Below are 19,578 nucleotides of genomic sequence, written 5' to 3'. Positions count from 1 at the left end.
TTTTGGAGGGTTTTATTTCTAGTTGCCTTTGAGTTTTATACTTAAGGGTTGCTTATTTCCTCTATCAGAAGACTTTATTAAAATCTCTCCTTCGGTAGAATTAGTATCCTTAGGAGTGAATGTCAATTCCACATCAACCGTTTCACCGGGATTAATCATATAAGGCAGCTCATAAGGAAAGTCTACTGTAAAACTAGATTGATCGGTTGAGATAACGTAAGTCAACAATACACCTTGATTACCTTCTGCATTTTTAAGGGTAATAGATTTCTTATTAGAAAAATAAGGTTTCACCTTTTCAAAAGTAATGCTTTCTGCATTGGTACTTAATTTACCATCAACTATCGCCACATCTTTATTAGTATCATCAGTTTTTAAAACATAAGTTTCAAAAGAGTTTAATTCTGGTGCTCCTCCCCTGTTTCCACAACCTGCAGCTATATATAAATTGCCTTCAGAATAAATTACTTGAGTGCCATGTCTGCCTGTATTTAAAGATGGTAACTTTCTCCACTTTTTAGTTTTAGCATTAAAAACTTCAACTTCGCTATGTGCCTTTTCTTGGCTACCGCTTTCTCCACCGATTACAATTACTTCATCTCCCACTACAACTGCTGTACAACCTGCTCTTTGGGTAGGTATATCTCCTGACGACGATGGCAAAGTTATCCATTTTCCAGTTGAAAAGTCATACATATCGGTTTCGGCTATGGTTGCTTCAAAACCTTGCCCTTGATAACCTGACTTTCTTCCACCAGTTACCACTAGCTGATCCCCCACTACGGCTGCCTGAAAATGATCTCTAGCTCTTGGTGCGTTTGGTAGTTTAGACCAAGTGTTTGTTTTAGGATCGTAAACATCAAACCAAGAAACCCAACCAGAAGTGTGTCCATTAATAATTCCACAAACCATATAAATTTTATCTTCATAGACGAACACACCTGCCGCACCTCTTTGTCTGTCTTTTGGAATTTCTGGACCTACAACCCAAAGATCTTCAACAGTATCGTAAATGTAAATATGCGACAAAGGAGTTTCCGATGGCCAACCACTTTGTAATCCTCCCATAACGTAGATCATCCCATGATAAGCCACAGACTGAAAATGAGACATCTCAACTGGTGGCATTTGTCCCTCAGACCAAGTTGCAGTGGCAGGATCGTAAATTTCTACAGGTTTCATTCCTCTACCACCAAGCAAATAAAACTTAGTACCCACTTTTACAAAAGCATTTTCATGCCTTTTACTAGGTTCGTTTTCTGTTTTTACTTGTTCCCAAGAAGTTTGAGCTATTAGTTGAGAAGTAGAAGAAATAGTAAAAATTGTAACAAAAAGTATGAAGTGAAGAATATGTTGTCTATCCATCAAAAAAATAAGTTTCTTAAGTTAAATTCTTTGAAAGATAGTGAAATGAAAGAAAACCACTAAAAAATTCTCTCAATTACTTTCTTCTAGCTGTAGATTCTCTAATGATTAATTGTGTAGATAGAACTTCTTGCCGAAGCTCAACCTCTTTCTTACTTTTTATTTGCGCCATTAATAATTCACCAGCTGCTTTTCCCATTTCGTAACCCGGTTGATGAATACTGGTAAGAGAAGGTGAGATTAATTCGTCCATTGGTTCATTGTTAAATCCCATAATAGCAATATCGTCAGGAATTTTTAAGCCCATTTCTTTTATCACAACCATAGCACTTACAGCCATTTGATCGCTAAAAGCCAAAATAGCATCTGGTGGTTCTTCCATGTTCAGCAATTCCAAAGTTTGCTGTTTTACATTCTCTTTTTCAAACTCACAATGAACAATGTAATCAGGCTTTAATGGTAAATCATAAAACATCAAAGCCTTTTTATATCCAGCTAATCTTCGGTTACTTATCTGTACTAACCTAGAAGCACCTAAAAATGCAATTCTTTTAAAGCCATTTTCTATTAAATGCTCAACACTTTTAAAAGCCGCATCAACATTATCTATAATTACTCTTGATGCAGCAATATCTTCGCAATCTCTATTAAAAAAAACTAGCGGAATGTTTTTTTTCTTTAGCTGTTCAAAATGCTTAAACTGCTTTGTTTCGCTGGCAACCGATACAATAAACCCGGCAATTCTATTCTTTATTAATGCACTTATCGCATTTGCTTCTCTATAAGTAGACTCGTGTGTTTGGGCAGTTACCAAGGTGTAGCCATCTAGCTTAATCACATTTTCAATTGCAGAAATGGCAGTTGCATATAAGTGATAAGCAACTTTAGGTAATATAACCGCAATAATGTTAGAATGCCCTTTAAGTAAACTCAATGCCAACTCGTTCGGCTCATACTCCAACTCATTGGCCAACTGCATTACTTTCTTTTTTGTTACATCGTTCACATCTGGGTGATCGCGCAATGCTCTTGAGACTGTAGACACAGAAATATTCAATTTCTCTGCTAGGTCTTTTAAGGTAATTGATCCAGCCGTATCCATAATTAGTACAAATTCAGTAGTATTTCATTTTCATTATGAATATACAAAATCTACCACCTATTACAGGTAATTTTACAGCTTTTTTATTGATAAAAAGATTTTTGCAAACCTTGCCGGAAAGCTTTGCATAAAAAAATATGGTAATTTACTTGCTATTGATATATTTTATCTCTTAGATTAATTAAAATGACACTTCTAACTACGCTGCCAAACAACTGTTTTTTAACCTAGTATCTTTAATTAGTACAATTTGAAAATGAAAAATTCACCAGCAGTATTTTTTGTCTTAATTTTGGTAGTTATCGCAAAATACAATTTAAGTTTTACAAAAAAAGAGTTAGTTTTTGAAGAAGTAAATGGTGTGGTAGCTGTAGAAGCCGAGCACTTTTATAAACAAAAGAAAACAACTAAAAGAAAATGGTATTTACAAAGCTCGAGTACTTCTGCTGATGTACAACCAGATAAAGATGGAAACCATGCAGCAGATGCATGTGGCAGCGCTTATATGGAAATTTTACCAGATACCCGAATCACTCACGACGATTCTTTGGTGCATGGTGTGAATTTTACCAACTCACCCGGAACAATGGCAGTGCTAGACTACAAAGTCTATTTTAACACCACAGGTAAATATTATGTGTGGGTAAGAACACATACTTCGGGTTCTGAAGATAATGGCATACATGTAGGCATAGATGGCAAATGGCCAGAAACTGGGCAACGAATGCAATTCTGGGGAAACTCACCCAAATGGCAATGGCAAAGCAGACAAAGAACAGGTGAAGTGCACACTGGCGTAGAAAAACTCATCTACTTAAACATCGATAAACCGGGTTTACACACTATCTCATTCTCCATGCGAGAAGATGGTTTCGAGTTCGATAAATGGGTAATGGAAAAAGAGTTTACAAAGCCTGAAGGAGATGGTCCTGAAGAAAAAAGAAAAAAATAAATATTATATAACACTAAATACAACTAATGAAAAATTACAAAATAGCAATTGTACCAGGTGATGGCATCGGTAAAGAAATCATCCCTGCTGGATTAAGAGTAATGAATACAGTTGCAGAGAAATATGGTTTTACTCTTACCACCAGCTCTTTTCCATGGGGAGCAGATTATTACAAAGCAAAAGGAGTATTTATAACTCCAGATGGTTTAGAAGAATTAAAACACTTCGATGCGATTTACTTTGGAGCGGTTGGCTGCCCAGATGTAGACGACACGCTTCCTGCAATGCTGTATACCTTTAAAATAAGAACTACTTTTCATCAGTATGTAAACTACAGGCCTGTAAAACTCCTGCCTGGCGTAAGTAGCCCACTAAGATACAAACAACATGAAGATATAGATTTTGTAGTAATCCGTGAAAACAACGAAGGCGAATTTGTTCAAAATGGTAAAATTCTATTTCCAGAAGAACCACATGGAATAGCTACAGACACCAGTGTTTTCACTAGAAAAGGCATTGAGAGAATTGCCCATTACAGCTTTAAACTGGCTCAGAGAAGAAGAAAAAAAGTGACCAATGTTACCAAGTCTAACACATTAATTCATAGCCTTGCTTATTGGGACAAAGTTATTCAAGAAGTATCTCTATTCTATCCGGATGTAGAGTACAACAAAATGTATGTAGACAATGCTTCTGCAAACTTTGTACTTCGACCTGAAATTTTTGATGTGATTGTTACCACAAATATGATCGGTGATATTCTTAGCGATTTAGGTGGTGCCATTATGGGTAGTTTGGGTTTTGGGCCAAGTGGGAATATCAATCCTGAAAGAAATTATCCATCTATGTTTGAGCCTATACATGGTTCTGCTCCAGACATTGCCGGACAAAATATTGCCAATCCAATTGGGGCTATTTGGTCTGCCGGACTTTTACTAGAACATTTAGGAGAGTTTGCTGCTGCAGAAAGTATCTATAATGGAATCTGTGAAACCACCAAAGCTGGAATTTTTGCTAAAGATTTAAAAGGAAATGCTTCTACAACTCAAATTGCTGACGCTGTAATTAGTAATATCGAACAATTTGTTGCAGCTTAGAATAATTTGAAAACAATATGAAAATGAAAAAAGTTATCGTATCAATACTGACACTCTTTTTAATTACTAACTATTCTTGGGCACAGAAAACCATAGTGAGTATTAAAGAGAATCAGTTCTACATCAATGGTGAGCCTACTTATAAAGGCAGATACTGGAATGGAAATAAGATCGAAGGTCTTTTATTTAACTCCAGAATGGTTCAGGGAGTTTTTGATGATGAAAACCCTGAAACTCGTGTACAGTTTGTTTATCCAGACACAAAAAAGTGGGATCCTAACAGGAATACTAAAGAGTTTGTTAAAGCTATGGAAGATTGGTACGATCACGGCCTTTTGTCTTTTACACTAAACCTCCAAGGTGGAAGCCCGATAGGCTACGGAAATAAACAATGGGTAAACAATGCTTTTGAAGAAGATGGAAGTTTGAAAAAAGCCTATTTTTCAAGACTTAATAAAATTCTAAAAAAAGCAGATAAACTCGGAATGGTTGTAATACTTGGTTATTTCTATTTTGGGCAAGATCAGTTTCTTAAAGACGAAAAAGCGATTATAACAGCGACTGATCAAACTACAGAATGGCTTGTAAGCAAGGGCTATAAAAATATTTTGATTGAAGTGAATAACGAAACCACTATCCATTACGATCATGATATTTTAAAGCCAGACAGAGTAGATGAACTCATTGTGAGAATTAAAGAAAAAGATGCGGGAGGTGGTTACCATTTCCCAACCGGTACCAGTTTTAGCGGTGCAGAGTTACCCGTTGCCAATGTAGTTAAAGTGAGCGATTTTTTATTATTACATGGCAATGGTGTAAAAGAGTCCGAACTAATCACCAAAATGGTTGAAGACACCAAACAAATAGATGGCTATGATAACCAACCTATTTTGTTTAATGAAGATGACCACTACGACTTCGAAAAAGAAAACAACAATATGGTAGCAGCAGTGAAAGCGTATGCATCATGGGGATTTTTCGATTTCAGAAGAAAGGGTGAAAGCTACGAAGAAGGATACCAGTCTGTTCCTGTAGATTGGAAAATCAGCTCAAAAAGAAAAAAAGACTTCTTTAATAAAGTAAAAGAAATCACTGGAAAGTAATCTCGAATATTAAAAACATCATTTTGAAAATGACAGATCTCACACTATCATACGATGAAAAAATAAGTGGCTTCACATGGAAAGATGCAAAAAAGCTTGATAAAGATGGTTGGAATGCGAGAAACCTTCAAATCTATTCTCATGCTGGTACACATATGGATGCTCCCCGACACTTTGGAGTAAATGAAACATCAATAGATGAAATACCTTTAGAATCGTGTAGAGTTAAAGCTTGGGTAGCAAATTTAGGAAACATTGCTCCCAGTAGTTTAATAGGGCCACATCAACTAAATATTTCCATCTTAAAGAATTTACAACCCGGAGATGGCTTATTGCTTCATACTGGATGGTCAAACAAAATAGGAACAGATGCATACAGAAATGAGCTACCTCGTGTTAGTGAAAGTTTGGCCAGATGGTGCGTTGCCAGACAAGTGTCTTTACTTGGTGTAGAACCACCTTCGGTAGCAGATGTAAACAATCTGGAAGAAGTGACACGCATCCATAAAATTCTCTTGAGCAATGGAATTATCATTGTAGAAGGCTTAACTAATCTTGAAAGTTTATCTTCGAAACAGGTTGATTTTTGGGCTATACCATTAAAAGTGAGTAAAGGTGATGGAGCACCTTGCCGGGCTTTTGTACTTTCAGAATCTTGATATTATGCATACAACTCTAAAGTCTATATCAGCTACGCTCCCTCCAGAATCGCCTTCTTTGCTTAGTGAGATTATAAACTGGCGAAAAGAGCATCCTAAAAGCATCGTAGTACTGGATGATGACCCCACCGGTTGTCAGACAGTACACAATGTTCCTGTTTTAACAAATTGGAGTGTTGCCTCAATACAAAATGAATTTAGAAATAACACGCCCCTATTTTTTATACTTACAAATTCGAGAAGTTTTCCAGAAGAAGAAGCTGTTGCTTTGAATAAGGTAATAGCAATTAACATCAAACTGGCTTCTCAATTAAGTGAAAAAGAATTTACAATTATCAGTAGAAGCGATTCCACTTTAAGAGGACATTATCCGGCAGAAACCAATGCACTTAAAAAAATATTAAATCTGGAAGATGCGATCGAAATAATTGTACCTGCATTTTTTGAAGGTGGTAGATACACTGCAAACGGTTTACATTATGTAGAAGAAAATGGCGAACTCGTTCCTGCTGCCCTTACTCCTTTTGCTAGAGATTTTAATTTTGGTTACTCTCATTCTCAACTAAACAAATGGATTGAAGAAAAAACTAAAGGTAAAGTACAAGCAGCAAATGTTAAAAATATCTCTATTGAGCAAATCAGGTTATCTTCTGTAGAGCAATTAACTACGTTTTTTATAAACCTGCAAAATAGGTCTGTTTGTACCATAGATGCACTGGCTCACTCAGACATCGAAAAAATAGCATTAGCACTCCACAAAGCCGAAAAGGCCGGAAATAAATTTTTGTTTAGAACGGCTGCCACTTTTGTGAAAGGCTATGGAGGTATTACCGAAAAACCGCTTCTTTCCACTAAAGAATTAAACATCGAAAAATCTAAACCGGGTATAATTGTAGTCGGTTCATATGTTCCCAAAACTTCAACTCAGCTAAATTACCTAATTCAACAAAACTTATCGCTTGTCTGTATTGAAATAGACATTGAAAAACTTTTAAGTGAAAATGCCGAAGAAGAAATAATCGCATGTACACAAACACTTGAAAAAGAGCTGGAAGAAAATCATGTTTTGCTTTATACCAGTCGAAAATTAATACTGGGAGACTCAAGAAGAGCACAGCTCATAAACGGACAAAAAATTTCTGATGGTCTTGTAAAAATCATTAGAAGAATAAAAAAAGAACCGGGCTACATATTGGCTAAAGGAGGCATTACTTCAAGCGAAATAGCCACCAAGGGTTTAGGCATTACCAAAGCCAATGTAAAAGGACAAATTTTAGCAGGTGTACCCGTATGGGAAGCCTGCAAACAAAGTCTCTTTCCCGGACTCACCTATGTTATTTTCCCCGGTAATGTAGGTGATGAAACCAGCTTGTATCAGGCATGCATAAAACTTTTTGAGAATGAACCAATTTAAAACCAAAACCAATAAGCAACCAGCAATTCCACTCAGATTTTTATTGGTACTGAGTACTTTCTTACTAGCACTTTTACTTTACATAGACCGCATTTGTATCTCTGTAGCCAAAGGTCCGATAGCCAGTGAGTTAGCACTTAGCGAACAACAAATGGGCTGGATTTTTTCTGCTTTTGCACTCGGTTATGCACTCTTTCAGGTTCCGTCGGGCATCTTTGCAGATAAATTTGGACCAAGAAAAGTTTTAACTTGCATTGTAGCCATTTGGTCTACTTTTACTGCGCTTACTGGTATGGCATTTAATTACATCTCCCTCATTACAGTAAGGTTGTTATTTGGTGCAGGTGAAGCAGGTGCTTTCCCTTCTATGGCTCGGGTAACCTACAACTGGATTCCACTTAAAGAAAGAGGACTTATTACAGGAATTAACTTTTCTGGTTCGAGATTAGGTGCAGCCTTTGCCTTACCAGCAGTCGCCTTAATGATCAATTCTTTAGGATGGAGAAACAGTTTTTTATTATTGGGTTCAATCGGAATAGTCTGGGCATTTATCTGGTGGTTTGGTTTTAGAGATCAACCAGAAGAACATCCCTTTATCAATATAGTAGAACAAAATTTTATACTATCAAATCGACAAGTGTCAGATCAACTTGATTCCAATCATACAATAGTGACTAACTCTGATCAACAATCAAAAACTGGTCTCACTGCCTCTCAAGTACTATCTTCAAAAAATATGTGGCTCTTAATGGGACAGTACTTCAGCAGCAATTTCACTTTCTTTTTTAGCCTTACATGGCTCTTCCCCCACATTAAAGAACAGTACAATCTTGAAGCAGTTGAGGCCGGTTTTTATGCTTCTGCACCATTGGTTTTTGGAGCCATTGGCAATTGGTTTTCTGGTTGGTGGATCGATCATATTTACCAAAAAGGTAAATGGATAAAATCGAGAAGATTACCCGCCATTACAGGTTTTATTTTAGCAGCAATTGGTTTAATTGGCAGTGTCTACATGTCAACTCCTTTGGGTGCGGTAATCTTTCTTTCTATAGCCATTTTCGGTGCAGATATGACGCTTAGTCCTTCTTGGTCTGCTTGTGTCGATATTGGCAAATCCAATTCTGGAACAGTCTCCGGAACCATGAACATGGCTGGTAATGTAGGTGCCTTTATCACTTCATTATCATTCCCCTATTTACATTCACTTACTGGCTCAGTTGAACCATTTTTCTTTATAAGTGCAGCACTCAACATTGTTGCTGTTATTTTTTGGCTAGGAACAAAAACAGATCAACCAATTATCAAATACTAAAATGTACAAACAACTCAAAGGTGTAGGGATCGGTGCAGGATATTTTAGCCAGTTTCATTATGAAGCATGGAGTAGAATTTCTGAAATAGAAATCTCAGCAATCTGTGATAATTCAAAAGAAGCAGCACAATCAAAGGCTAATCAGTATGGAATAGCGAAAGTCTATACTGATTACAAAGAAATGTTGGAAGTGGAAAAGCCGGATTTTATTGATATTATTACTCCTCCCAATACACATTTTGAGATTATTAAAACCGCAGCAAATTTGGGGATTGATGTGATTTGCCAGAAACCTTTGGCTCCAACTTTTGCAGAAGCCAGAGAAATTGAAGTGCTTGTAAAAAGGAAAAACATCCGATGCATGGTGCATGAAAACTTTCGATTTCAACCTTGGTATAGAGCTATTAAAAACTTGTTAGATGAGGAAGTTATCGGCAATGAAGTATTGAATATAAATTTTAGAATGCGAATGGGTGATGGTTGGCAAACTGATGCTTACCTAAATCGCCAACCATATTTTAGAGAAATGCCCCGATTACTCATTTTTGAAACTGGTGTGCATTTTATCGATACCTTTCAATATTTGGCTGGGCCTATTCAACAAGTTTATGCCAAGTTAAGACGCTTTAACCGGAACATAAAAGGTGAAGATGCCGCACTTGTGCTTTTCGATTTTAAAAATAATGCACAAGGTGTTTTTGATGCCAGTCGCTATCATGAGAGCAAATGCCCAAATCCGAGATATACTTTTGGTGAAATGCTACTAGAAACCAACAAAGGTGCTATTCAGCTTTTACAAGATGGAAGCATCCAAATTAAACCACTTGGTGAACCAATTAGGCAATATGAATATGCACATCAAGACAAAAACTTTAGTGGAGATTGTGTCTATTTTACTCAAAAGCACTTTGTAGATGCTCTACTAAACAATAAGTCTTTCGAAACAGACATTGCTGGCTATTTGCATGTGCTAAAAGTACAAGAAGCAATTTACGAAGCCGCAGAAACTGGCAAGTGTGTTAATGTTTAATTGATTCGAGAAATGCTTTTAACTTTTGGTTTGAATTACCATAACTCACAAACTTGAGATTTAATGGAGTTTTAGAAAATTTAAGAATGGCACTTTCGATAGCATCAAAAATCCATTCTGGCTTGTTGCCAAACACACCGCCACCAACAAGGGTAAGATAAACATTGTTATTTCCTGTTTGCTCGTAATTAAGCAAAGCTGCATAAAAGGTAGCTTCATAACTGGCATTGAGTACCAAGCGAGCGAAATCTTCCCACAAACCTGTTGAGTGATCTGAATAGCCAACCGGCAAAGCCGAACAATAAGCCTGTGTAACCAGATGTTTGTTTTCACTAATGGTTACTTCTGTGTTCCATTGCAAGCCGATACTCAATTTTTCCTTTAACTGTTCATACTCTGTCTCAGACATAGCGCTGATTTGCTGAGAGATATTTTCTAAGCCTTCTTTACTTGCAAATGCATAGCCGTTAGACATTTCCCAAAGAGCTCCATCTTTATTGCCTAATGCAGCTCCTAAATTTTTTAAGCAATCTATTTGGTTGTCGGCAGATTGCCCAATTTGATTGTTTACTGGAGCAAAATAATTCCTGTAAATTGTACCCGCACCGCATGCAATGGCACAAGCTGGCCCTTGGGTAAAATCATGTTCATATATATCCACACCTTCTTCAGGAGTAACATGTGGCCCTACCATTTCTAAGAGATTAAACTGAGAGGCAGCCTGAAAAAATGCTCCTTCATTCAGTGGGTTTCTGTGAAAAGTTTGAATGTTTCCAACTACTTCTGAAAATTGAATTTTTGCTTGATAAGTATCTAATGTCTTAGCTCGATCTTCTAACTCAGCCAGTGAGAGCACTTCCAGTTTTCCATAAGTATAAGATTTGGAATTAGCTATAGAGATTAATTGATCTCCTTCTATCTTGAGGTTAGCTCTTACCTCTTCTGGAATAATCTCATTAAAACCAACTAAATTTTCGAACCACATTGCTTTAATATTTAAAACCTTGTATTACTTAAATTCTACTGATTGCAAAATTTCAATCAATTCTTCTTTATTAATTTTTATTGAGTCTGATGTCCATATACTTAAATTTTCTATACAATTTAATTCATCTATGCAACTCTTTTGATTAATCATATTAACACCAGCAATATTTTTATTTAAGTCATGAGGTAATACTATCTTTTTATAAATTGAGTCTTTCTCCGAAATTATAAAATCACTTTCTACTATTTCCTCAGGCAAAGCAAAACGGTAAATTAAAGTTGAATCTCTTAATTCAAAATCATATGAAAATAAATTTGCAGATGTAAATAAAATACAATCTTCCATAATCATACATTCTGAAACATTATATGTTGCCTTATAAATTGAATCAACCTGTACTACATTTTCAAATATAGGTCTAGGTTCAATGAGGTAAAACATCGGTATATCTCCTGAGCTTTCCCATTTCATAGAGCTTAAGTATTCATTTGGAGATAGTGTTAAACTAGGAGAATATCGACCATAATCAAAAGAAAGCGTACCCCAATCTAACTCAATTTTAGCCGCATAAGAATCTATACTGCCTAAACTTTCTACATCATAGTTACTAGGAAGTTTTATTCTAAATCTTTCAAAATCTACATATTTTAATTCTCCACTATCTTTAGAACAGTTGAAGCAAAACAGAATTAATAATACGTAAAAAAATTTGTTCATCTAAATTTTAATAAAAACACCACCTGCCTAAACAAGTGATGCTTTCTTGAATATTAAACTTGATTTACGGAAGTGTTTCGTAACCCATGTTGTAGAAAGCAAATGCCCATTTGTCGGCTGCTTCTTCTATAATTTTTGATGTAGGTTTACCAGCTCCGTGTCCTGCTTTGGTTTCAATTCTGATAAGCACCGGATTATCTCCTGCTTGTTTTTCTTGTAGCTCGGCAGCAAATTTAAACGAGTGCCCCGGAACTACGCGGTCGTCGTGGTCGGCAGTGGTTACCATCGTTGCCGGATAAACAGTACCCGCTTTCACATTATGAACTGGAGAATATCCATTCAAATAATCGAACATCTCTTTAGAGTCGTCAGCCGTACCGTAATCGTATGCCCAACCTGCACCAGCAGTAAATTTATGGTAACGCAACATATCCATTACACCCACCGCAGGAAAAGCCACTTTTGCCAAATCTGGTCTTTGGGTCATGGTAGCTCCTACTAACAAACCACCATTAGAACCACCAGAAATTGCCAAATACTCGGTTGACGTATATTTCTCTTTTTTGAGGTATTCTGCCGCAGCAATAAAATCGTCAAACACGTTTTGCTTCTGCATCTTGGTACCTGCTTTGTGCCATTTTTCGCCATATTCTCCACCACCACGCAAGTTAGGTTGTGCATAAATGCCACCTTCTTCTAACCACACTAATCTGGTTACACTAAAGCTCGGGGTTAAGCTCACATTAAAACCGCCATAAGCATACAGATAAGTCGGGTTCTTTCCATTTAGCTCAATGCCTTTTTTGTAAGTGATAAACATGGGCACTTTGGTACCATCTTTACTGGTGTAAAATACCTGTTTGGTTTCGTATTGGCTAAAATCAAAATCGATTTCTGGCTGCCAGTAAAGTTCCGATTCGCCATTAGCAATGCTGTATTTGTAAATGGTAGAAGGATTGATAAACGAAGTAAAAGTGTAATACAATTCGGTATCTTCTTCTTCGCCAGAGAAACCGCCTGCAGAACCAATTCCTGGAAGATCGATGGTTCTTTCTAACTTTCCTGTTTTATCGAATTGTTTGATTTCGCTTTTAGCATCCACCAAGTAACTGGCAAATATTTTACCTCCTGCAGTAGAAACAGAAAGCACATTTTCAGTTTCTGGAATGAGGTCTTTCCAAGTTTCTGGAGTTGGATTATCGATACTGGTTGACACAACTCTGTTGTTTGGTGCATCCAAATTGGTAAAGATCATCAGTTTGTCACCATCGCTGTCAACTACGTAATGTTCGTTTTCGAAATTCGACACTATCGGGATAATCTCGCTGTTTGGCTTGCTTAAATCTTGAATATACAACTCATTTCCGCTGGTGCTCTCTGCCGCTGTAATTACCAGAAATCTTTCGTCTTCTGTGAGACCTGCACCAATGTATCTTCGTGGAGTTTCTTCTCCACCAAAAACCAATTTATCTTCGGTTTGTGGCGTGCCCAATTTGTGATAATACAATTTATGAAACTGGGTTTTTGCTACCAGTTTGTTGCCGTCTTTCGGCCTGTCGTAGCTGCTGTAATAAAAGCCCTCGTTGCCATTCCAAGTAATGCCGGTAAACTTAGCATCTATAATTTTATCTTCAAGTAATTCGCCAGATTCTGTGTTTTTCACATAAATCTCTCTCCAATCTGAACCTCCTTGAGAAATAGAATAGGCAAACAGACTTCCGTCTTTGGTGAATGAACTACCAGACAAAGACGTGGTCCCATCTTCAGATAATTTATTCGGATCGAGAAATACTTCTTCTGCCTCGGCTCCATCTTTGGTACGGTAAAGTACCGATTGGTTTTGCAAGCCATCATTCTTATAATAATAAGTATAAGCTCCGCGCTTGCGAGGTGCAGAAAGTTTTTCGTAATCCCACAGGGTACGCAACCTGCTTTCTAGTTTTTCTCTGTATGGAATTTGGCTTAGATAATCGAAAGTTACTTTGTTTTCGGCTTCAATCCATTCTTTTACTTCGGGCGCATCGGTTTGCTCTAACCAGCGGTACGGATCGCTCACTTGGGTACCGAAAAACTCGTCTACCTGGTCTACTTTTTTTGTTTGTGGGTATTCCATTTTAATTCCTTGTTCAATAGTTGGTGTACATGAAAATATCAGATTCGATAAGCTGACTATCAGAAATAGTTTTTTCATTATAATGATTCTTGTAGTTAATGAATAATTGTAAAACAAAAGGAATAAATTGTTAGAAAACAGTTTTCTTCAATAATTCTTTCCAAGCAGAAAGGTATAATTTAGCTTTTTCTAAAGTAAATTTTATTTGGCAGGAGGATTAATTTTTAGAGCATCCGGTTAGATGTTTTTTTGAGTGGCTTAGTTGATGGGAGTTAGATAACACTTTCAATAACAGAACCTGCAACACAATCAATTTTCGGACAAAATACTGTAGCAATATTATGTAAATGATAGGTATTATCAATTTTCAAAAACCAAAGTTTTAATTTATAATATTTCCCTTCCCATGTATAATGATAAGATAAATCTAAAAGCTGTTGATAGCTGTCATTTATCTTTACAGCATCAACTCTATGACTAAACAATTTAAAATCTGATATATTTAAACCTTCTTTTTTAGCACTCTTTATGATCCTCTCAGTTATATCAGTTTTTCCTTTTTCGTAAATCTTCTCACTAATCCAATGATGATCAGCATTTATTACAGCTAAAATATATGGGCCTACAATTTTTTTAAAAATGTTTGTTTCTGGAAAGTCTACTGAAACTTCAGATATCTTAATAGGTAATAGCTTATTATCTTTTAAACTATATGTAAAATACAACTTATTTTGAGTATTTTGAAATTTCACATTACACAAGATACCAGTTTTAACTTCAGTATTAGAGTAATTTATTCCATAAGACTTAGCAACAATTTCGTAGTCTATTAAATCACCATAGTGAGCATACATATTTTCTAGAATGGAACTATAATACATCAAATATTCCTGATTTTTTGTATTCAAGCTAATAGTATTAGCTAGTTCATCTATCTTTCTTTGTTTCAATTTTTCTAATAAATATTCACTTTCTATAGCAGTTAATTGTTCTAATTTATGCTCATCAATAATTTTAGATTTACATGAGCTTACAAAAGTTATTAAACAAATAATTAAAAATAATTTTGCCATATTATTTGGGAGGTATCAAATAGATTTTTATGCTGATTTTTAATTATTTAAATGGACGTCAAATAAATCAATACAGCAGTGAAGTACACTATTAATATTCCAATTTTAACATATCTAGTATTTGCTTTTGAATTAATATTATCAAGTTTTTTTTTAATGTCTTTTGAGAATTTTATATCTAAATAGTAAATAATTGAAACAAAAAAAATCCATATAATAAAACACCAGTTATATAATATATTTAATGGTTTATGCCATAAAAGTGATTATATATTCCTTGATAAAGTAAAAAAATAAAAGTAGCGAAATATAAACTTGTATAAATACCAGATGCTATTAATACTAAAGCAGGAACAGCTACAATGAAACTATTTATTCTATAAAAGAAATTTAAAATATTAAAATATATCCACTTCATTAATTAACCAATTCTTAATAAACCCCTTCTACCTCAATACCAAAAGTTTCAAATCTCTTTTTTAATTCTAAAATTCTTTGCCGAGAACTCCATAATGTATTAATTGGAAATGCTTTCATTTTTTAAACTTTCAGGCATATAAAAAAAGACTGATGTCACCATTCCTGTAATTTACTTTATTTTTTCTGTAACTAGCTTTCCATGCCTCTTGAACAACCCTTTTTGTTTCTTCTTCGAATTCTTTACCTAGGCTCTCTAGGATACCTATGCTAACACTAGAATCTGCAAGGAACCTCACATTAAACATGACTGCCCCTTCAATTCCATCCTCAATTCTTTCAACTGGATATCTGGTATTTTTAGAGATATATCTTCTTAAATCATTTGAGAACAGTAGATCTTCTTTTGCTTTTTTTCTACTCTCTTCAGTTATTGGATCTGAATCAGCAGCCATTCTTTCTCTTCGAGAAAGACCTTCACGATAGTCCACAGTATCTTGAATATTAGATGTTACTTCATCATTCTCAAGATTTGGAGATCGATTGTTGGATGAATGACAACTAATCAAGTTTAATAAAAGAATAATAATATAAAAATATCTGTTCATCATTTTTAAATTCTATTAATTTCAAGTTTTGAAATAAGTCTTCATTTTCAACTTCTTGCCATGTATTTCTTTCTCTTAATGAAACTTCTCTACTACTGATTCCAAATATGTATAAAAGATTCTTTAAACATGTCTATCTTAGGAATTCATTTTCTCTCTTGTCAAATAGTTGATATAATAATGTTTTTAATATTAGAGTATCCTTAGTGTTTGAATATACATATCCAAAACCATTTATTATCACTATTTTCAAATCTTCACATTCATCTTGATCATTCAGGCAGGTCAAAGCTATTTGTTTTACTTTAGAGTTATCAGTTCTAGCTTAATTAAGCAAACCATAAAATACAACTTCACGAATTAATGCTGATTGATTATTAATTAATTCTATAAAACTGGAAACATATTCATTTACTTTGTGTGTTTCTGAGAATTTCTTTAAATCATCATAAATCTTAAAAATATCTTCTTGATTTAAGATTGCCAGAATTTTATTATTCATCAAACTAGTTCTGTTATAAACTTATATGAATTGGATTTATAAATTTTCACCTTCAACATGAACCTCGAAACGAAAATAGTCATTTCCTGAAATTCGCCTATATTCGATACCTTCAACAGGTATGGGTTCCATTTCATACACTACACCAGAAAATGTATTAACACCTATTTTAGTAGGTGTATATGTATACTTTGCAAACCTGCTACTCGAATAAGTTACATCTAATGTATCTATCAAGTCATTATTTTTATCAAGAGGTCCAATAATTACATTTATACCACTACTAAGATTTTCAGCATATTTTAATCTTATTTCAAAATCATAAGGTTGATTTAAAACATACTTTGCTAACTTATTTACAGGAGTAATTTCTATCCATAATTGATTGTCATAGAAATTTCCTTTTTCGTCGTATGCTTTATAATATTTGAGTATTCCTTCTTCATAATATCCCTTTCTGTATATATCACCATTTTCATAATAATGAACAAATTCACCATCCACCTTTCCATCGTTGCAATAGCCATCAAATTCTAATTGACCATTCTTATAATAGCTATCACAGTTACCATTTGGTTTATCATTTTTATAATCCGTCTTTCTAATTAAAATACCAAGACTGTCGAATTCTAAACATATACTATCTTGTTTTCCATCTTTATAAAAAGCTTGAGAAGCAAGCTCTCCATTTTTGTAATATGTTAGTTTCTCACCATCCAAATTTCCCTTTTCCCAATTTGATGTAATTTCTTTTGAACCATCTTTATAGTATTGAAAAAAAGCACCATGTCTTTTTCCTTCAAGTAGAGGTACTCTAGATTTAAGCTCACCTGTTTTATAGTACTTTTCTTCTATTTCATGATTCGTGCATTTAATAAATAATAGACAGATTGTAATACTTAAAAAGATTAATTTCATTAAGATTGAACTGTTTAACTTTAGATTTAAATCTACTGCTTTTTATAGTAATTTGCCTTTAAAAAATGCAAGACAAGATTAGCCCTATCATCAATTCTGTAGCTCCGGTTTCTAGAGATTCGATTGCTAAAATCTTTAGCTTAGTGCAATATATTGATGTGAAAAAAGGGGAATTAATAGCTAGCGTTGGCAGAAATAATAAGTTAGAGTATTTTTTGATTGATGGCATTTGCAAGAGCTTTCTTTACACACCAGAAGGTGAAGATGTTACCATTTCGTTTTTTATGTCTGGTTCCATTATTTCTCCAAGCACAACAAGAAACAAAGAAGGCAAATCGATTCTTAACATCCGCGCTTTAACCGATGCGGAATTAGCCACCATTGATGCAGGAGCATTTGAAAACTTGATGGTAGAAGACCTCGAAATTAGACATTTTGGCAACACCGTTTTAAGAAACGAATTGATGGCGAAAGTACAAAAAGAGATAAGTATGGCCTCGATGAAAGGCAAAGATAGACTGCAACTTTTGAGAACCAATTTCCCGAATATCGAAAACCTCGTACCGCATACAGACATCGCCACCTATTTAGGAATAACTCCCATCTCGCTAAGTAGATTGAGAACTCAATCTTAACTCTTATCAATTGATAATGGAATAGAACTGTGAAACGCTCATTTTTGATTTCTAATCAATCTATTTGTTATCATGTCTAATTTAAATTCTTTACTGCAAAAGACTTCTTCGGTAAAAAATATCTGCATTTTATTTGTTGCCAGTCAATTGATTTTACTGTTAATGATGACCTATACTTTCCCAGTAATAAATAGTGATATTGGAACAAAAGCTTATGACCTACAAACTTTCGGTTATTCTGTTACTACAGCAAAATCAATCGTAAATAACTTGAGTACTCGAAGCCTTCAACTTTACCTTTTCCCGCAATTAACATTGTTAGATGTATGCTATCCATTCCTTTTGGCGCTCTTCTTAAGTAGTTTTTCCGCCTTATAAAAATCACAAAAGCCGAAAACAGATTAACATCCAGCATATTGCTTATCCCCTTTTTGGCCATGCTTTTCGATTATTCAGAAAACATATGCATCATCTTAATGATCACCAAATCCATCGAGCTATCTCAACCAGTCGTGTTTTTATCTAGCACTTTTACCATATTAAAAGGTTTACTCACTTCTATAGCTTGGTTAGCCATTTTAATTTATGCTGCCAGATGGTTTAAAATGAAACTGATAGAAAGGAAAAGTAATGTAAATTCTCAAAAGGCTTGAAGTTGGTTGAGGAGATTGTGAAATTAGAATAGAAACAGGTTTGATTATTATGAACAGTTTAGAATTCAAAGATACTTTCATCTATTTTAGCATTGAGTTCAATTTTTTTCAAATAAAACTCAGAAACAGCACCTTCAGAAGTAATGATTTCCATTCTAGCTGGTAAAGTTAAACCTTCATGTTGCTTAAAATCCCTATATACAGTTTTAGATTTACTAGTATAATCCACCACTTGTAATAATAGTCCACTTTCTATTTCATAATAATTAAGAAAGGTATCTTGTTGGGAGTTTATCAATTGTAAAATATCACATTCTATATCATCTAATTTCCCTTTTTTTAAATAGCTCACTTTGTAACCTAGTTCAGAATAATGTATTTCAGGATTAATATAAGATTGCTCTTTCATTAAATATAATTCATCGTTGGGTATTTTTTCAATGTCAGAATTTGGATTGATTCTGATACCTTTTTCACCATTAAAAATATTATGATATATAATATTACGATCGGGAAATATGAATTTTGTAGAATAGTATCTTTTTGTTTCTAGCTTTTCAATTTCGAGATTCATTATGGTACTTTCGTTTATAGTACCTTCAAAAAAATATTTTACTGATTTAATCGACTTCCATTTTTTTCCACCTGTATTTTTGTAGTTTTTGGTAAGGACTTTTGTAGCTAAATTATCAGTTTGAGCAATACATAAATTAATATTATTAGATAATAAAACGATTATTATCAAAAGTTTAAAAAGCTTTGAATACATATTGTTTAGTTTGTATGAAGATCATTAAAGCTAATAACAAAAAGTTTTATCGGATATATTATTTAATCATTTTTATATTGATAACAAGCTAGTTTCTAACTAAAAAATAATTTATACAGGTTTAAGTAATGGTGAAGATTCATAAATTATA

20 protein-coding genes are annotated in these 19,578 nt (G+C 34.4%); 10 read left to right on the top strand and 10 right to left on the bottom strand.

Annotated features, from left to right (window positions below; all coding sequences use genetic code 11):
- Positions 1–18: 18 nt before the first annotated feature.
- Together OQ292_RS23215 and OQ292_RS23210 are read right to left on the bottom strand one after the other, a co-directional pair.
- Positions 19–1,365 (bottom strand): Kelch repeat-containing protein, encoded by a 1,347-nt coding sequence (locus OQ292_RS23215; protein WP_284686771.1) that lies wholly within the window; start codon positions 1,363–1,365, stop codon positions 19–21.
- Between the two features lie 76 nt (positions 1,366–1,441).
- Positions 1,442–2,467 (bottom strand): LacI family DNA-binding transcriptional regulator, encoded by a 1,026-nt coding sequence (locus OQ292_RS23210; protein ID WP_284686770.1) that lies wholly within the window; start codon positions 2,465–2,467, stop codon positions 1,442–1,444.
- 256 nt (positions 2,468–2,723) lie between these two features.
- Here OQ292_RS23210 and OQ292_RS23205 point away from each other — a divergent pair, with 256 nt between their 5' ends.
- Genes OQ292_RS23205 through OQ292_RS23175 form a run of 7 tightly spaced genes read left to right on the top strand, consistent with a single transcriptional unit; the run spans position 2,724 to position 10,034 of the window.
- Positions 2,724–3,419, top strand: a complete 696-nt coding sequence (locus tag OQ292_RS23205) for a hypothetical protein (protein ID WP_284686769.1) — start codon at positions 2,724–2,726, stop codon at positions 3,417–3,419.
- A 26-nt stretch (positions 3,420–3,445) separates the two neighbouring features.
- Positions 3,446–4,516, top strand: a complete 1,071-nt coding sequence (locus OQ292_RS23200) for an isocitrate/isopropylmalate dehydrogenase family protein (protein ID WP_284686768.1) — start codon at positions 3,446–3,448, stop codon at positions 4,514–4,516.
- A gap of 23 nt (positions 4,517–4,539) precedes the next feature.
- Positions 4,540–5,619 (top strand): hypothetical protein, encoded by a 1,080-nt coding sequence (locus OQ292_RS23195; protein ID WP_284686767.1) that lies wholly within the window; start codon positions 4,540–4,542, stop codon positions 5,617–5,619.
- 29 nt (positions 5,620–5,648) lie between these two features.
- Entirely contained in the window at positions 5,649–6,278 is a 630-nt protein-coding gene (locus tag OQ292_RS23190) for a cyclase family protein (protein WP_284686766.1), read from the top strand.
- 4 nt (positions 6,279–6,282) lie between these two features.
- On the top strand, positions 6,283–7,692 hold the full coding sequence (locus OQ292_RS23185) for a four-carbon acid sugar kinase family protein (RefSeq protein ID WP_284686765.1): 1,410 nt from the start codon (positions 6,283–6,285) through the stop codon (positions 7,690–7,692).
- Positions 7,679–9,004: an MFS transporter gene (locus OQ292_RS23180; RefSeq protein WP_284686764.1), complete on the top strand. Its 1,326-nt coding sequence runs from the start codon at positions 7,679–7,681 to the stop codon at positions 9,002–9,004. Before OQ292_RS23185 ends, OQ292_RS23180 begins: the two co-directional genes overlap by 14 nt.
- A 1-nt stretch (position 9,005) precedes the next feature.
- Complete coding sequence (locus tag OQ292_RS23175) at positions 9,006–10,034, top strand: Gfo/Idh/MocA family protein (protein WP_284686763.1); 1,029 nt, start codon at positions 9,006–9,008, stop codon at positions 10,032–10,034.
- Here OQ292_RS23175 and OQ292_RS23170 read toward each other — a convergent pair.
- From OQ292_RS23170 to OQ292_RS23140, 7 genes are all read right to left on the bottom strand, one after another.
- The gene (locus OQ292_RS23170) at positions 10,024–11,019 is read right to left on the bottom strand and encodes a hypothetical protein (protein WP_284686762.1); all 996 of its coding nucleotides are present in this window, start codon (positions 11,017–11,019) and stop codon (positions 10,024–10,026) included. The genes OQ292_RS23175 and OQ292_RS23170 overlap by 11 nt on opposite strands.
- Before the next feature lie 24 nt (positions 11,020–11,043).
- Positions 11,044–11,739: a hypothetical protein gene (locus OQ292_RS23165; RefSeq protein ID WP_284686761.1), complete on the bottom strand. Its 696-nt coding sequence runs from the start codon at positions 11,737–11,739 to the stop codon at positions 11,044–11,046.
- A gap of 64 nt (positions 11,740–11,803) precedes the next feature.
- A complete protein-coding gene (locus OQ292_RS23160) occupies positions 11,804–13,930 on the bottom strand; it encodes a prolyl oligopeptidase family serine peptidase (RefSeq protein ID WP_284686760.1) in 2,127 nt (708 codons plus the stop codon).
- A gap of 194 nt (positions 13,931–14,124) precedes the next feature.
- The gene (locus OQ292_RS23155; RefSeq protein WP_284686759.1) at positions 14,125–14,925 is read right to left on the bottom strand and encodes a hypothetical protein; all 801 of its coding nucleotides are present in this window, start codon (positions 14,923–14,925) and stop codon (positions 14,125–14,127) included.
- 548 nt (positions 14,926–15,473) lie between these two features.
- The gene (locus OQ292_RS23150; RefSeq protein ID WP_284686758.1) at positions 15,474–15,953 is read right to left on the bottom strand and encodes a hypothetical protein; all 480 of its coding nucleotides are present in this window, start codon (positions 15,951–15,953) and stop codon (positions 15,474–15,476) included.
- Positions 15,954–16,275: 322 nt separating this feature from the next.
- Positions 16,276–16,455, bottom strand: coding sequence for a hypothetical protein (locus tag OQ292_RS23145; protein ID WP_284686757.1), 180 nt, complete (start codon positions 16,453–16,455; stop codon positions 16,276–16,278).
- Positions 16,456–16,488: 33 nt separating this feature from the next.
- Entirely contained in the window at positions 16,489–17,370 is an 882-nt protein-coding gene (locus tag OQ292_RS23140; RefSeq protein WP_284686756.1) for a toxin-antitoxin system YwqK family antitoxin, read from the bottom strand.
- A 65-nt stretch (positions 17,371–17,435) separates the two neighbouring features.
- Here OQ292_RS23140 and OQ292_RS23135 point away from each other — a divergent pair, with 65 nt between their 5' ends.
- The 3 genes from OQ292_RS23135 to OQ292_RS23125 all read left to right on the top strand — a co-directional run bounded on the left by OQ292_RS23135 (position 17,436) and on the right by OQ292_RS23125 (position 18,658).
- A complete protein-coding gene (locus tag OQ292_RS23135; protein WP_284686755.1) occupies positions 17,436–18,005 on the top strand; it encodes a Crp/Fnr family transcriptional regulator in 570 nt (189 codons plus the stop codon).
- Positions 18,006–18,077: 72 nt separating this feature from the next.
- Positions 18,078–18,383, top strand: a complete 306-nt coding sequence (locus tag OQ292_RS23130) for a hypothetical protein (protein ID WP_284686754.1) — start codon at positions 18,078–18,080, stop codon at positions 18,381–18,383.
- 38 nt (positions 18,384–18,421) lie between these two features.
- Positions 18,422–18,658, top strand: coding sequence for a hypothetical protein (locus OQ292_RS23125; protein WP_284686753.1), 237 nt, complete (start codon positions 18,422–18,424; stop codon positions 18,656–18,658).
- Between the two features lie 58 nt (positions 18,659–18,716).
- Here the strand turns inward: OQ292_RS23125 and OQ292_RS23120 are convergent, their stop codons facing one another.
- The gene (locus OQ292_RS23120) at positions 18,717–19,427 is read right to left on the bottom strand and encodes a LolA-like protein (RefSeq protein WP_284686752.1); all 711 of its coding nucleotides are present in this window, start codon (positions 19,425–19,427) and stop codon (positions 18,717–18,719) included.
- Between the last annotated feature and the right edge of the window lie 151 nt (positions 19,428–19,578).

Source organism: Chondrinema litorale, assembly GCF_026250525.1.
Lineage (GTDB): Bacteria > Bacteroidota > Bacteroidia > Cytophagales > Flammeovirgaceae > Chondrinema > Chondrinema litorale.
The sequence above is the reverse complement of the archived record's forward strand: the minus strand, read 5'-3'. Positions and strand labels throughout refer to the sequence as shown.